General features: G+C 53.8%; 9 protein-coding genes. 4 read left to right on the forward strand and 5 right to left on the reverse strand.

Annotated elements, in window-relative coordinates; translation table 11 throughout:
• The first annotated feature begins 392 nt into the window (after positions 1–392).
• Positions 393–779 (forward strand): DUF3244 domain-containing protein, encoded by a 387-nt coding sequence (locus tag ACO064_RS24320; RefSeq protein WP_421829800.1) that lies wholly within the window; start codon positions 393–395, stop codon positions 777–779.
• Between the two features lie 232 nt (positions 780–1,011).
• A complete protein-coding gene (locus ACO064_RS24325; protein WP_421829801.1) occupies positions 1,012–2,250 on the forward strand; it encodes a DEAD/DEAH box helicase in 1,239 nt (412 codons plus the stop codon).
• Between the two features lie 14 nt (positions 2,251–2,264).
• On the opposite strand, the gene denD is transcribed toward ACO064_RS24325, so the two are convergent.
• From denD to ACO064_RS24350, 5 genes are all read right to left on the reverse strand, one after another.
• Positions 2,265–3,206 carry a D-erythronate dehydrogenase gene (denD, locus tag ACO064_RS24330; RefSeq protein ID WP_421829802.1) on the reverse strand — a complete coding sequence of 314 codons (942 nt, stop codon included), beginning with the start codon at positions 3,204–3,206 and terminating at the stop codon, positions 2,265–2,267.
• Positions 3,207–3,343: 137 nt separating this feature from the next.
• Positions 3,344–4,495, reverse strand: coding sequence for a P1 family peptidase (locus tag ACO064_RS24335; RefSeq protein WP_421829803.1), 1,152 nt, complete (start codon positions 4,493–4,495; stop codon positions 3,344–3,346).
• A gap of 260 nt (positions 4,496–4,755) precedes the next feature.
• A complete protein-coding gene (locus tag ACO064_RS24340; protein ID WP_421829804.1) occupies positions 4,756–8,349 on the reverse strand; it encodes a glycoside hydrolase family 9 protein in 3,594 nt (1,197 codons plus the stop codon).
• A gap of 288 nt (positions 8,350–8,637) precedes the next feature.
• Positions 8,638–12,267, reverse strand: a complete 3,630-nt coding sequence (locus ACO064_RS24345) for an ABC transporter permease/M1 family aminopeptidase (RefSeq protein ID WP_421829805.1) — start codon at positions 12,265–12,267, stop codon at positions 8,638–8,640.
• 104 nt (positions 12,268–12,371) lie between these two features.
• Positions 12,372–13,268 (reverse strand): ABC transporter ATP-binding protein, encoded by an 897-nt coding sequence (locus ACO064_RS24350; protein ID WP_421829806.1) that lies wholly within the window; start codon positions 13,266–13,268, stop codon positions 12,372–12,374.
• Positions 13,269–13,671: 403 nt separating this feature from the next.
• On the opposite strand from ACO064_RS24350, the gene ACO064_RS24355 reads away from it, so the two are divergent.
• Positions 13,672–14,859, forward strand: coding sequence for a pyridoxal phosphate-dependent aminotransferase (locus ACO064_RS24355; RefSeq protein ID WP_421829807.1), 1,188 nt, complete (start codon positions 13,672–13,674; stop codon positions 14,857–14,859).
• An 87-nt stretch (positions 14,860–14,946) separates the two neighbouring features.
• A complete protein-coding gene (locus ACO064_RS24360) occupies positions 14,947–16,509 on the forward strand; it encodes a flavin monoamine oxidase family protein (protein WP_421829808.1) in 1,563 nt (520 codons plus the stop codon).
• Position 16,510 lies beyond the last annotated feature (1 nt).

The following is a 16,510-nucleotide window of genomic DNA, read 5'->3' on the forward strand; positions in this document are numbered from 1 at the left end:
GCTGTGGGTAAAGCGAAAAGTAACCCCCTGCTAACAGAACCGTTTTAACGGTTTCATGGTCCGGCAAAACCGTTAAAACGGTTTCATAATGATTTGGTTTCACTTCAATTTACCCACAGCTAAACGGGGCCGCCCGAGCGGCAGTGGGCTGATAAACATTTACTTCGGCGGTTATTTAGTTTAAATCAATTAGTCCGGGGGTACGTTTTGTCCGCCAGCGAACAACAATTGTCCGGCTTCGTACAGTAGAATTTGACAGAAAATTTTTAGTATGTTGATTATCAGGTAGTTGTTTAATTGGCACGGCGTTTGGAATAACAGTAACCGAACACGTAAGCAACAACTATTGAATCATTTCCAACAACAACAAATACATAACCGTAAACAATATCATGTTCAATCTCCTGAGTAATCTGATCTGTACCGCGCTGTTGAGCGCCCCGGTTTTGAGCGAACCCGCTACGCCCAGCACACTGCCCTTTGGCGCCAGCGCCTACGTCACTTCCGAAAACAAGATTCGGGTATCCGTCGTAAAATCAGCCGCAGAGCCAGTGACGGTTTTGCTGCGCAACGACAAAAAAGAAATCATTTTTCAGGAAACGATTTCGAAAAAAGAATTGAAATACGCGGCCAAGCTGGACATGAAAAATCTGGCCGATGGCGCCTACGAACTGGAATTCAAGTCGGCTCAGGGCGCGATTCGCAAACAGGTGAACGTGGCCACCCCGCCGGTTTCCACACCCGCCCGGTCGGTGGTTTTGAACACTCCCACCGAGTAATAAATACCGTAGAATTTAGACAAACTGTAAAACCACCGCTGCTGTGTAGCGGTGGTTTTTTGTTGAGGTTCGAATCCGGTCTACAGAAACGTATTCATCCAGTATCTGTTGTTTTTGGAAGATGACTCGCGGGAAGTCAGAAGGGTTGGAACGGTTTTTCAGGAATATTCCCTTTACTTCGCACTCGCATTGGACATGACCAACCACCACCCGGAGTCCAGCGTACACCACCATGAAATTCGACGATTATTATATTGCCCCCGAAATCAAGCGGAATCTGGAAGGGTTGGGCTTCAAAAAACCGACCGACATTCAGTTTAAATCGATACCGCCGATTCTGAAGGGCGAAGATGTGCTGGCGATTGCCCAAACCGGCACCGGAAAAACGGCGGCTTTTGCCATTCCGGTCGTCAGTATGCTGTATGAGCGGAAAAAGCAGAAACGGGCGGAGGGCATCAAGTGTCTGGTAATGGTGCCAACCCGTGAGCTGGCGTTGCAGATCGCCGGGGTGTTCGAGCAGATTTCCCGACACATGAACCTGAAAGTGTTTTGTGTGTTTGGTGGGGTGGAGCAGGGGCCACAGATCGCGCAATTGGAAGCGGGCATCGACATTCTGATTGCGACGCCGGGCCGGATGTTCGATCTGGTGAGTCAGGGCTACATCCGCCTGCAGCGGGTCGAAATCCTGATTCTGGACGAAGCCGATCACATGCTCGATCTGGGGTTTATCAAAGACATTCAGGATTTGATGAAATTCCTGCCCCGCAAGCGGCAAACGCTGTTTTTTTCGGCGACGATCAACGAGAAAATCAAGAAGTTAGCCTATTCGCTGGTACACAATGCCATCCGGATTCAGATTTCGCCGAAAGATCCGGTGGCCAAAAATATCGACCATTCCGTGGCTTTTGTCGGGATGGACGACAAGCGGTTTTTTCTGGAACGGCTGATTCAGGAACATCCCGACAGCAAAATTCTGGTGTTTGTCCGGACGAAAGTCCGGGCGGAACGGGTACTGAAAGCCCTGGAACGCGTGGGGATCAAGAGTGAAACCATTCACGGCGATAAGGAGCAGAAAGACCGTTTGCAGGTGATGAATCAGTTCCGAAGCGGAGCGGTTAAGGTGCTGATTGCTACCGACATCAGCGCGCGCGGTATCGACATCGCCAACGTGGATTACGTCGTCAATTACGATCTGCCTGAGCAACCCGAAAACTACGTCCACCGCGTGGGCCGAACGGGTCGGGGAACCCAGAAAGGCCAGGCGTTCTCGTTTTGCAGCCCCGAAGAAAAACCGATCCTCGACGAAATTGAAACCTTTCTGGACAAACCCATCCGCGTAGCCCAGATCGATCAGATCGACTACCAGGAAACCGTCGACGCCAGCAAAGGCGCGCAGTTTGACCTAAAGGCCTTGATGAAGGAAGCGGAGGAACTGCAATTGGGTCGGAAGAAGCGGAAAAAGAAGAAGTAGAGGTACTCATTTTTCTATTTCTCCGCCAGAAACTGCCTGACAAACCCATCAAAATCCTCATCTACCGAAAAGCCAAGCTGAAGCGCCCGGCGGTTGTCGACGGCGGTTGGCCAACTGCTGACAATGGCGTGAACGGCGGAGTCGGGCCGGAACTCGACCCGGTTTGCGGTTTCCCGGTTCGTGTGTCGTTCCAGGGTATCGAGCATTTCCTGAATGGTGACGGGAATACCGGGCAGATTGACCGTCCGCCAGTAGCCGAAGGCGGAGCTTTCCAAAGTAGCCGCATGCAGCAGGTTGCGAATGATCGTGTTCGGGCTGGATACCAGCACGGTCAGATCCGGCGAAACCGGGCAAATGGCGGTTTCGCCGTGAATGGGTTCCCGAATGATGCTGCTGACAAACGAAGAGGCCGCCTGATTCGGTCGGCCGGGCCGGACACAAATGGTGGGCAACCGCAGCACCCTGCCATCGACAAAATTTTTCCGGCTGTAGTCATTGACCAGCAACTCCACGATGGCTTTCTGAATGCCGTACGAGGATCGGGGCGTAACGACCGTCCGTTCATCGACCACTGCCGGGAGGTCTCCGCCGTAGACGGCAAAACCGCTGGCAAACACAAACCGGATGCCCGGATGCTGGTGGCGGCAGGCTTCCAGCAGGTGCCGGGAACTGTCGAGATTTACGCTCCATCCCAGATCGAACTCCTTTTCGGCCTGACTGCTCACCACCGCTGCGAGGTGAAACAGAAGCCCGGTTCTGGCCGACACGATGCTTTTGGCCGCGCCTTCTGCCGACAGGTCGATCTGCTGACAACGCACCCGGCCGTCGCTCCCCGGATTTGTTGGTAGAATCAGATCGACCAGGAGCAATTCCTCAAAAGCCAGCGAACTGTTCAGGAGTGCTTTGGCCAGCCGCTGACCCAGAAAACCGGCTCCGCCGGTAATGATGATTTGCATGGGTTGAAAAAGATTAGGGATTGGAATCGAAAGCGCTAAGAGGTGAACAAGTTTGCATAAAAAAGCGGAAATAAGACGTCATGGAGCGGCTTTTACATTTACCATTTATCATTTTACATTTAATATTTCCAAAGTCATCATTTCCTCTCCGTCAGCCGGTTGTATTTTTTCAAAACCGCTTTCAGCCGGTCGTGGGGCAGGCCGTATACTTTGTGATGATCGATGCCTTCCATCGTTTCGGCTGCCACCAGGGTATTCAGAATGGCTTCTTCCGTGGCTTCGACGGTGGCTTTAAAAACCGCATCCAGGCTTGATTTATCCACGGATCGGTACGTAGTCATTTTGGTGTCGGCGTCATAGGCGGCTTTCTGCGTGGAGAAGGCCATGAAAATATCACCCGAACTGTTGGTGCCGTAGGTTCCGGTGCGGGCAATGCCCATCGTCACCCGTTTGGCCACCAGATTCAGTTGCGACGAAACGAGTGGCACGTCGGTTCCAACGATGGCGATGATCGAGCCGTCTTTTTCATTGATCACCGGCATCAAATCCGTCACTTCTTTCCCGACCGGCACCCCCGCCATCATCAGATCGTCGCGTCGGCCAAAGTTGGCCTGCACCAGCACCCCCACCGTATAATCCTGATTGCCAATTCGAATCTGTCGCGAAGCCGTGCCGGTACCTCCCTTAAAACCGTAGCAAACCATGCCCGTTCCTCCGCCGACGTTACCTTCCGAAACCGTCCCCGAAGCCGCACTTTCCAGCGCCTGGAGGACGTGTTCTTTCTGGATGTGCAAACCGTTGATGTCGTTCAGTACCCCATCCCAGGTTTCGCCGACCAGGGGTAGACCGAATGAGAAATCAAGTGCTTTTCTGGTCGAAAACTGCTGGTGACACCACGCGCCGATGGCGTCGCGAACCACCCCGGCACTGTTGGTGTTGGTGATGCCGACCGGCCCGAAACCGGTGCCGTAGTCGTGGAGATAGGGAATTCCGGTCATCTCGCCGTCGCCGTTGAAAATGAAGTAACCCGCCGGGTAAGCCCGGTCGGTTTTCCCGGTTGGCAGCACCACCGTGACGCCCGTTCGGATCGGGCCTTTGCCCAACACCCATTTTCCGCTGCCCTCAATCCGGGTTTTGTAGCCCACCAGCACACCGGGAACGTCGGTGATCGCATTGAATGGCCCCGGTTTTCCGTTCAGCGGAATGCCGAGGTCGCGGGCGCGCGGTTTGGGGGCTGGTTGTGAAAAAACCGTTGTGGAAAGCAGCAGAAGCAGGAAAAAGGTTTTCACGGTTTTGTGTGAATGAGGTTGGATGCTGATGAACAGACCTCCGATTCTATGGAATTGAAGCAACAAAACCAAACGAATCATCGCCTATCTTGTGATCGGTAACCACCCCTGTCACCCTGTTCTATTCAGGTTTTTCATTTTATGGAAACCATTAAAACCGTTCTGTCGGTTAGGAATCATCTCTTGTACGGAATGCGTTGGTGCAAAAAACGGGAGCAAGCCGTCGCTTGCTCCCGTTCAGTTTACCGTAGTCCCGGTCTTTACTCGACCACAACCTTTTTGGTGATCAGCGTTGTTTCGCCCTGCACCGACATCAGGTAGTTGCCCGGTGCCAGTTGACCCACCGGAAACGCATACGCCGTCGTAGAAACCGTCACCGGTCGTTGCCGAAGGCTGCGTCCCTGCAAGTCGGTCAGTTTCAGCTCAACAACCTCATTCGTCCGAAAACCGCTCAACGACACCATCAGGGTTGTTTGTTGCCGGTCGACCGGATTCGGATACACCTGCACCACCGGTTTGTCATTGGGTTCCGCCGTGGCCAGCCGGGCCGACGAAGCCGCTGAAAGCTGAAGATTGTCCACGTAGAAAACCGAATTGGTCGCTCCGCCCGTGTCCTGAAAATAGAGGTCTTTCAGGGTGGCCGGACTGCCCAGGTTCGTGAGGGGAATGGTCACCAGCGTCCAGGCATTGGCCGTTGGCCGAACCGTGTACCCCTGCGAACTGTTGTTGAGTGTCACCTTGAACTGCTGTCCGCCCGTGGGGCCGCCGTGTACCCAGAACTGAAGCTGGACATACGAAGCCATTGGAACAGCGGGTTCGGGGTGGAGGTATAAACCGCCCCAGCCTCCCGTATACTGCAACGCCAGCGATTTGCTGCCAGCTTTCACCGGGGTGCCGTTGGCGTAATTTCGTGAAATGCTCCACGACCAGTCGAGCCAGCCCGTTTTCAGAGCGTCGTCGTAAATCAGCAAACCGCCCGGTACGGGATCCGGCGGTGGTGGTGTGGTGCTGCCGGACGAAACCAGGTGCAATTGATCAATGTAAACCGCAGCCTGAGCGGAATTCGTAACGTCCTGAATGAAAATATCCCGCAAAGTCGCCGGATTTCCGAAGGCGGAGAAAGGCACCGTGACCAGGGTCCACTGGTTTGCTTTGGGCGTAAATTCATACGATCCGCTGCTGTTGATCACCACCTGCATTCGTTGCCCGGCGTTGGGGCCACCGTGTACCCAAAACTTCAGGCTCGGGTACGTACTCAGCGAAACCGCCGTTTCGGCATGGAGATACAACGCCCCCCATCCCGCCGTGTTCTGGAGGGAAAGCGATCTGGTTCCGCTGTAAACCGGCGAAGTTGCGTTGTAATTCCGGGTCATGCTCCACGACCAGTCGACCCAGCCGGTTTTGAGCGCATCGTCGTAAATGATGAGCGAAGACGGTTCCGGACCTGGATTGGTTCCCGTTACAGACACCACGGTCGTCGTCGTTGCCTGGCAGCCATTGCGCCCAACGGTTAGTGTATACGTTCCGGCGGCTGTGGTCGTGACGTTGGCAATGGACGGGTTTTGAAGGGTGCTGACAAAGGAATTCGGCCCTTTCCAGCTATAACTCGCTCCGGTGCCAGCTCCGGCGGCTGTCAGATTCAGCGTCTGACCAGCCGCAAGGGGGGTGTTGCTCGTCGCCGTCGCCGGGGGCAGGGCGTTGACCATGACGGTGGTCGTCACCGTTTGCGCCGTTCCACCGGAAGGCGTCACCGTCAGCGAGTACGTCCCGGAAGCGGCTGTCCCGGCATTGGGGAGGGTCGGATTTGCCACCGTTGCGGTAAAACCGTTCGGGCCGCTCCACTGGAAAGTGGCCCCCGCTGGCGCGTTGGCCACGGCCAGACTGAGGGTTTGGCCGCTGCAAACCGGGCTATTGCTCGACGCTGAAATCACCGGTGGGGGCGTTGTTCCGCCCGGACTGGTAAAATACGACACCAGAAATGTGTACCCCGCCTGGTTGTAAATGGCCGGTTCCGTGATTTCCCACGAGGGTTCCGGGTAGCTGGTGTTCCAGTTGCGGTATGCCTTCATGGCCGGTTGGTTTTTCGGAGGAGCCGACGAACCGCCGTAATACACGTTGGGGCCACCCACCAGAAAACCGGGTGGTGGTCCGAACTGCGACGATGCACCGTCGTAGCGCGCCGAACCATCTCGAAACCAACTGTGGTAAAACTCATCGACGCTGTTTTCGGCCCCGGCATTCGCGCCCCGGCTGCCCATGTTGCTGAGGTAGGTCCAGGAGAGCGGGTTGCGTCCGTGGAAATAATGCAGATACTCTTCCGCAATTTCCTGGTAGAGCGCATTTTTAGCCGGATTGACGTTCAGATCGACCGCCAGAATGGGAAGAATCGCCCATAGCGCCTTCTGCAAATTGGAGCCCCAGGAGTAGTGGCCGGTCCACATGAAACCCAGGTACGGGTCGCTTTTCTGCATGTGGTACGTTTCAAGGGGCCAGTCCATCGTACTTTTGAACTTGTCCCTGATCGCCGTGACGACGGCGGGCGTCGCGCCGGAAGCCTTGGCGTAGACGTAGTAGGCCCGGTTGAGTTCCCAGCAGAGCGACGCATCCAGATTGCCGTTTGAGAACGGATGAAAACCGTTTTCACTTGTGCCGTTCACGTCATTGTAATGGGCATCGAAATACGATTTATATTTGGCGGTTCCGGTGGTGGCAAACAACTCGGCCGCTGCCGCAACCCGCCGACGTTTGTCGTCGTTGGCGTTGGAACCCGCATCGGCAGCCGCCGTTGAAGCACCGTCGGTCCCCGAAGCGGGTAGCATCGTCGGGTTGGCTTCCAGGTAGGTCCAGGCTTTTTCGGAAGCCGCGCGCAGGGTGTTGACGTAGCCCGGATACTGACCGCCGTAATTCCCGTAAAGCCGGGCCGCATGGGCAGTAATGGCGGCAAAAGTGGCTGTCGACCAGGTGGTTATCGCCGTATAATACCGGGGTTGAACGTCCGTCGCCGGATCGTCGGAACCGTTGTCGTAGCTCGTCACCGTAACCCGGCTGTGAACCCCGCCGTTGTCGGCCTGCATCCGCAGCATCCAGTCCAGTTCCCACTTCAGCTCGTCCAGCAGGTCCGGAACGCCGTTGCCCGACTCCGGAATGTTGGTGTTGTCGGGAAAAGCCGCGGGCCGGAGTTCATAACCGACCATGAGATTCCACATCGTGCTGCTCAGAAAGGGGATGTACTTGTTGTAATCACCGGCATCGTACCAGCCCCCGGTCACGTTCCGTTGCGTTCCGGCCTGGGCCGAGGTGGTGTACAAAAGCGCGCTGGCATCCTGCGTGTGGGCCGGGCCGTGGGTCCAGTTGCCACCGTGCTGTGCCGGGATGGCCGTGCCGGATCGCTGGTAGTAAAACGTCCGGGTTGATGCCTTCAGGGCGGCTGCGTAAATGTCATCGCGCACCTCAAATTCATACGAACGCAAGTTGTTCGCCGGGTCGTAGACGTAATACAGGCCGGGCGTGGTGAGGCTCGAAAAATCGCCGTGCCACGCTTTGTCGCCCGAGTCGGTGTGGAGATTTCCGTTGTTCCAGATGGTTACGTTTCCCGTCAATACCGTTGAATTGTCAGACGAGCGACGAATCTGAAACTGACTGCCCGGTGTGTAGGGCGAGCCGTTGTTCTGGCCATTAACCGGGTTGGCAAACACGACGATTTTCTTCGCCGACGGTCGCCAGCCGAACTGGTCGACGATGATCTGTTTGCTGATGGACTGGGCTCCGGCCCCCGAAATGGCCAGCCATCCGGCAAAAAACCAGTGCAATGAATGCAGGAATCCGGTTCGAAAACGCTGATTTAGTTTCCTCATGCTTTTGTTGTTTGGTGAATAAAAAGATTGAATCTGTAAAGTAGATTCCAAAACAACCAGCACTATAGAGGAAGCACGCTGAAGTGCATAATTCAGGCATTCAATTGTCTATTTTACCGGCTCAGATCAATGGGGTGATTTTTAAATTGCCGGACAGAAAGGTTTGGACTGTGTATAATTGTTTCGCAGAGTTGAACGGAGGAAATCAGAGTTTATCAGAGAAAAAAGCTCTGCTTAACTCCTTGTTCCTCCGCTCAACTCTGCGAAACAACCTTTTTTCTTCTAAACTTAATCCACCGGCTTCACATTGTCGTCCGACACCCGGTCGATCAGCTTGTTGTACGGATCGATACCGGCTTTGGCGGGTTTGCCTTTCACGACGAATTCGAGTTTATGAACCCCCGGTGCCAACCACTGCTTTTTCAGGTAGAGCGGCACTTTTTCCGTCATGCCCTTCTTGTTTTTCGCATCAGCCGCAAAAATTCCGATCTCGATCAGGTCTTTGGCTTTGCCCACGCCGGTTTCCTTCCCCGCCTTGTCGTAATACAGTTTTTTGGTCTGCACGGTCATCGTCACTTTATACTGGTCGTTTTTCAATGGCTCGGCTTTGGCTTCCGTGATGCGGTTTTCGTAAAGAGAGATTTTTTCGAAATTATCGGTAAGGAAGTAGTGCAGGGAATCGGGCGTTGCGGCTTTGATGTAGCTATACCAGTCGCGGCTGGTCGTAAAAGGCGCTTTTTGCTGGAAGGCATCTTTTTCCACATAGTCCCGGAAAGCCCGGTTGAGCCGTTCTTCGCCGATGTAATCCTGCAGGGCAAACAGCACCACCGAGCCTTTGTCGTACCAGACGTAGGCCCGCGTATCGTTGTCGAGCAGCGTTTCCTCAAACTTGTCTTCCGACGACCGCCCGCGCAAATACCGGTCAAGGCTGTATTTCAGTCGCGACTGCATGATGTTGTCGCCGTAGGTCTTTTTCAGCACCATCAACGAGGCATATTCCGCCATCGACTCCGAAATCTGGTTGGCGCCCCGCGTGTTGCTCGGCATCACCTGATGGCCCCACCACTGGTGCGCCACTTCGTGCGCGGTCACGTAATAGGCATAGTCGGTTTTGTCGGGATCGCGGAAATCACCCACCCAGCCGAAACTCTCGGCATACGGCACGGTATTCGGAAACGACTGCGCAAAACTGGCGTAGCGCGGAAACTCCATGATCCGCATTTGCCGGAACTGATACGGGCTGAAATACTGGTTGTAATAATCCATCGATGCCTTCACCGAATTGACATACCGGTCGATGTTGCGGCCATGCGCCGGGTGGTGATACACTTCAATGTTGACGGTTTTTCCATCCGGACTTTTCCAGACATCGCGTTTGACGGCGTAGCGGGCCGAACTGACGTTCATGAAATAGGCGATGGGCGCATCCATTTTGTACTGGTAATACTTGCGTCCGTTGGCCGACCATTCCTTTTGCAGATACCCCGGCATGATCGCAATCTGGTCGGGCGCGGTGCTAACGGTGCCCTCAAACGTAATCCAGTCGCCGTCCTGCGTAAACAGAAAATTGCTGCGGCCCCAGGCGTCGGTGTAGGGCGGCTGCTGGTATTGCTTGATGGGCAAACCGAATTTTTTGCGGTATTTGTCGCTGGTCAGTTCGCCGTTGGGGTTGTAGCCAAAGGTTGGAAAAATGCCCGTATCGAAAAATGTGCCGTTGTAGACCAGTTCCCGGTTTAAACCGCTGTTGGTAAAGCCTTTGGGTTGTGCTGTAATCGTGATTTCCATGCGGGCTGTATCGCCGGGCTGGAGGGTTCGGGGCAGTTGGTAGATGTAATACCGAAAAACCGTGTCTTTCAGCAGGATTTTCGGGTCTTTGCCGTCGATCAGCAGCGTTTTGGTTCTCGGATGATTGTATTCCGGCGAACTGAACAGCAGGTGCAGCGAATCGAGCGGGCGGGCGGTTTTGTTGACGATCGTGAAAATACCGTTGGCCGTCACGCGCCTTTCTTCCGGCACGAGGTCGATTTTTACTTTTAAATCCGTGATTTTCGGGTGCGCGACGCGTTCGTAGCGGCTGTATTTTTTCTCGTAATCAGCCTGTAGTTTCCGGGTTTCGTCGGCGGTCTGGTACTTGTTCAGGACGCTCACGTTGTAGTAAATCCAGATGCCGGAGCCCACAAAGATGAGCAGGCAAACGGCCAGCGCCGTCAGCGGCAAGCGCGTGAACCGCAGTTTGGCTAATCGCCAGCGGGTTTTCAGGTCGCCTTCCGAACCCCGGTTCCAGAACAGATTGCCGACGATCAACAGCGCAAAACCAAACGCCAGCCAATAGAGGTTGAACCAGAGCAGCGGTTTCAGAAAATGCCCGAAACCGTTCATGTCCGAAATCCGGTAGCCGGGCGTGTAACTGTAAAAAAACAGGTTATAGTCCAGTTCCGCAAAATTCCGCAGCGCGATCAGCACCACCCAGATTCCGATCGTGATGATGTGGCCCGTAAACTTGCTGTTGACCATAATGTGGACGAAAAAAGCCAGCATCAGCAGTTGCAGGTATTCGGGAAATTCGATCAGGTAGAGATCGGTAAAGTACTGGGTAAAGTCATACTCGAAATACCCTTTAACGGTTTGGTTCAACACGCCACTGACAATCACCAGATTGACCAGCAGAAAACAGATGCCGGCCAGGGCCAGAAACTTCGATCCGTAGGTCACCCAGTTCGGGACGGGCAGCGCATCGGCAATGTTGTCGAAATGGACGGCTTTGTCGCGGTGGACGCTCTCGCCGGTGTAGAAAATGATGAGGATAAAGACAAACAGAATGTAATCGAAATCTTTTACCTCAATCATGTAATAGGTCGTCGGTAGCGAGCGCGTTCCCATAATCTGGTCGGCAAACCAGCCATCCAGAAACAGAAACAACACACCACCCATCAGAATGACCAGAAAATAAACGTCTTTGATGATGTTGCCGAATTCCAGTTTCGTCAACCGGAACAGGTGCGTGAGATAGGCATTGGTGGAATAGATTTTCTCGGCCACGGGCAGCGTAGCCAGCGGTTTTGCTTTTTCCGTAACCACGTCGGCTTTCGATTTCTTCCCCAGTTTGATGGCTAGAAACCGCTGAAAATCAAACCGAAAAACCGTATACAGCAGCGTCATCAGGCCAATTCCGCCCCACAGCAATCGGTTCAGCAGCACATTGCCTTCCAGCCCGGCGTGGAGTTCGTTCTGTTCGGCGGGTGTCCAGTATTTGGTTGCGTTTGTGAACGTATTGAGCGCAAACGGATCGAGCAGATCGACGATGTCCTTGTTTTCCAGATCCGACGCCAGCGTAATGCCCAGCAGATACCCGATGAACAGCAGCAGACTCCCGGCATAGGTCACAAACACATTGCGGGTCAGCGCCACCAGGCTGAAAAACAGACTTCCCGTGAAAAATACCGTCGGAATCACGAAAACCAGCATCGGCTGCACGTAATCCCACAGCCGGATCGGGCCGTAGCGTTCCACGTTGTCGGCCAGGTTCAATACCGGCCCCAGCAGCGACCCCAGCACAATACCGACGCAGGCACAGCTCATGATGGCAATCAGGATGAGAAATGAACCCAGATACCGCCCCAACAGGTAGCCGCGTTCGCTGATGGGGTAGGAGAAGAAGTAGGAGCGGGTGTTGTGTTCGATGTCGCGGTACACCGGCACGCCCATCACCGCCGAACTCATCATGGTGGCGAAAACACTCATGAGAATCAGCAGGTACGAAATGGCGTAGGGCGAGTTGACGTTCGCTTTTTCGGAAGCCGGGCCGTTGCCGTAAATCAGAATCAGAAAGGCGTATAAAAACAGGAGCAGGCCGTATAAATACGTGGCCGGACGCTTCAGCCGATAGGTCAGTTCAAACGTAAAGATATTCCAAAACATAAAGAGCAGTTTAGGGGGTTGTAGTTTACGGTTTACGGTTTACAGTTTACGGTGGCTGACGCATTCATGGTAGCTTGCGTCAGCCACCGTAAACTGTATACCGGTCAACTCATTACTGGCTGATGGCTGGTGATTTTGGAGAAGTAGACGTCTTCGAGGTCGGCTTCGACGGGTTCAAAACCGAGTTGCGGACTGTCGCTGTAAATGTGAATCTGGGTTCTGCCGCCTTTGAGTTGCGTCGAAATGACCTGGTGGTTGGCCTTGTAATTGTCCAGTTCGGGTTTTTCGATGATTTTGCGCCAGATTTTTCCCTGAATGGCCGCCACGAGGTCGGCGGGGTGGCCCTGGGCGATCACGTTGCCGAGGCTGATAATGGCCATGTCGGAGCAGAGGTTGGTGACGTCTTCCACGATGTGGGTGGAGAGAATGACGACGGTATTTTCACCGATTTCCGACAGCAGGTTGTGGAAGCGGTTGCGTTCGGCGGGGTCCAGACCAGCGGTGGGTTCATCGACAATGATCAGGCTGGGGTTGCCAATCAGGGCCTGGGCAATGCCAAACCGCTGTTTCATGCCGCCCGAAAACGTGCCTAAATTTTTCTTTTTGACGTGCGCCAGATTCACTTTTTCGAGCAGGGCTTCGACGATCAGTTTGCGTTCCCGGCTGTTGCTGATGCCCTTCAGGCTGGCGATGTGGTCGAGCATGGTTTCGGCCGACACTTTCGGATAGACGCCAAATTCCTGCGGCAGATACCCCAGCACCCGCCGGATGCTGTCTTTCTGGCGCAGCACATCGATAGTGCCCCCGGCGGTGTCTTCCAGCAGAATCTGGCCGCTGTCGGCTTCCTGCAGGGTGGCGATGGTGCGCATCAGCGAGGATTTGCCCGCGCCGTTGGGTCCTAACAGCCCAAACATGCCCTGCGGGATGGTCAGCGTAACGCCGTGCAGGGCTTTGACACCATTTGAATAGGTCTTATTCAAATCCTGAATCGTAAGTTTCATTCCGGAAAATTTTAGGTTGTGTAGCTGAAAACCGGGTCGGTGGATAGGCTTTTTGAGTAGGCGGTAAGTATATCAAATATTCGGCATTTTTCTGACTGCGGTACTAAATCTTTCTACGCACTTTTTTGGGGAAACTACGCATTTCAAGGTCCAAATAACCGATCTGCCAGAAGTTTGAAAATGAACTAAATTATGATGATTTTATAATTTTTATGTTAAAATAAGTTTGTTTTTGAAGTGGTTGATAGGAATAATTATAAAAAGAATATAAATCTACTTTCATTCAGAAAGCATTTTAGAAATTTTGACTATTTTTGAAATGACAAAATTGGATTTGGCTTTATTCGGAAATAATAAAATCTTATCGTAGTTTAGTACAAAAACTTACCAACTCTACGAAATCATGAATCACCCCATCACGCGCAGGAATTTGTTACGCACCGGTGCGCTGTTTACCGCCGGATTATCCCTGAGCCGGACCGCACTGGCGCGGGAGGTATGGAACCCGGTTGCTGCCAATGCCCTGCATGAACAAACCCTCATTGATGAGTTTGCTCAACTGGGCCGGGAAATGCCGAAATTGAAGGCCCGCATTGCGTTCAACGAAAACCCGCACGGGATTTCATCAAAAGCCAAAGAGGCCATTCTGAAGGCTGTCGAAAGCAGCAACCGGTATGCGATGTTCGAAGGTCAGGAATTGAAGCAACTGATTGCCGCCCGCGAAGGGGTTAAACCCGAAAACATCATGCTCTCGGCCGGTTCGTCGGAATTGTTGACGGCGATGGCGGTTTATTTTACCGGCAGCGCGGCCAAAGGCGCAGGCGGAACCATCCTGACCAGCCAGTTTACCTACGACGATTTTCTGGGATGCGCCAGGAAGTTCGGTGCCAAAATTGAAGCCGTTCCGCTGACGAAAGAATACCGCTACGACCTGGCGTCGATGAAGGCTAAAATTACGCCGGATACGAAGCTGGTCTACATCTGCAACCCCAATAATCCGACCGGCACGGTGGTTCCTGCGGCCGAACTGGTGGCTTTCTGCAAGGAGGTTTCGCCGAAACTTCCGGTCTTCATCGACGAAGCCTACATCGACTTTCTGAAGCCCGAAGACCGCCCGGCCCTGCCGAAACTCGTGGCCGAGGGACACAACGTATTCCTGACCCGGACGTTCTCCAAAATCCACGGTTTTGCCGGTTTGCGGTTGGGCTACGCCATCGGTCCCGAAAAATTCCTGACCGACCTCCAGAATTATTCCCGGGGCGAATGGAACCCGAGTGTCACCACCCTGAAAGCCGGTATTGCCAGCTACCAGGACCTGGAATGGCAGAACTTCTGCCGCACCGAAAACGACAAAGCCCGCGAATTGCTCTATAAAGGCCTGAAAGAGAAGGGCTACGAATACGTTCCCTCGTACGCCAATTTCGTGTTGTTCCCGATTCGGATGAAAACCAAAACCTTCGAAAAGGAGATGTTTGGCAACGGTATTCTGACCTCGACCCGCGAACACAACGCCCAGCCCTACTGCCGCGTCAGCATCGGCACGGTCGACGAAATGGGGATGTTTATGGATGTCTTCAAGAAAATTGCTTAGTTAATTATGAATGATGGACGATGAACGATGAATGGAATACCGTCAAGCATTCATCATCCATCGTTTATCATTCATCATTCATCAACTATGACCCGACGTAATTTTATTGAATCAACCGGAGCTACGTATGCCACCTTGCTGGCCTGGGGACTGCTGAAACCGGCCCCCGCCGAAGCTTTTAATTTGCCAGCCAATGGCTTGAAAGACGGAAAAGCCCGCAAAGTGGTCATTCTGGGGGCGGGCTTGGCGGGCCTCACCACAGCTTACGAACTCGGCAAACTGGGCTACGACTGCACGGTGCTCGAAGCCCGCAGCCGTTCCGGTGGCCGGGTCTGGACGGTACGCGGAGGAACAAAGGAGACGGAAATTGGTGGAGCCGAACAGATTTGTAAGTTTGTTGATGGTCAGTACTTTAACGGCGGAGCCGCCCGGATACCCCATAACCACCAACTGACGTTACACTATTGCCGCGAACTGGGTGTGCCGCTCGAAATCTTCAATGGCTCCAACGAATCGGCCTGGCTCTACAACGAGGGTGGAACGGGCGCGCTGGCCAACAAACGGATGCGCATCCGGGAATACCACAGTGATCTGCGCGGCTACACCAGCGAGTTGCTCGCAAAAGCCCTGGATCAATCGTCGCTCGACCAGCAGTTGACGAAAGAAGACGTTGAAAAGCTGATCGATTTTCTGAAAAATGAAGGCGATTTGAATACCGGTAAGCTCTACAAAGGCACCAACCGCCGGGGCTACAAAACGATGCCCGGCGCGGGTTCGATGCCCGGTGATCTCGAAGATCCGTACGGCCTGACGGAGTACCTGCGTTCGGGCTACATGCAGCCGGTTTTTTATAACAACGGCGATTACACCTTCGAGCAACACTCGACGCTGCTGCAACCCGTGGGCGGTATGGATGCTATTCCGAAGGCACTGGAGAAAAAGCTGGCCGGAAAAATCCAGTTCAATGCGCCGGTGAAAGAGTTACGAAAAACGGAGAACGGCGTTCGGGTGGTCTACAAGAAAGACGGCAAACCGACCGAACTGACGGCGGAGTTCTGCGTCTGTACGCTGCCACTGCCCATTCTGAAAAAGATTGAGTCCGATCTGTCACCGATGGTCAAACGGTCGGCGGATTTTATTCCCTATATGAAAACCGGCAAAATCGGCCTGCAATTCAAACGGCGGTTTTGGGAGGAAGACGACGCCATCTACGGCGGAATTTCCCGTACCAATATGGATATCAACCAGATCTGGTATCCGTCGTTCGGTCTGATGGGCAAGAAAGGCGTATTGATCGGGTATTATAATTTCTACAACCGGGCGGGTGCCGTAGGGGATATGTCGCTGGCCGCCCGCGAAAAAATGGCGCTGGAGCAGGGCTATAAACTTCATCCGCAGTACCCGCAGGAGTTTGAAAATTCGTTTTCACTGGCCTGGCAGAAAATCCCGTACAACGAAGGTGGCTGGGCGTTGTATGACGATGCCGTGCGGAAAAAATACTATCCGTCGCTGCTCGAACCGGATGGAAATATTTACTTTGCCGGGGAGCATACGACCTATCTGACGGCCTGGATGGCGGGAGCATTCACCTCCGCCCGGCGCGTGGTGGATTCACTGCACGCCCGCGTTGGCGAATACACGAAGAAATAAC

Source organism: Larkinella sp. (assembly GCF_965227735.1).
Lineage (GTDB): Bacteria > Bacteroidota > Bacteroidia > Cytophagales > Spirosomataceae > Larkinella.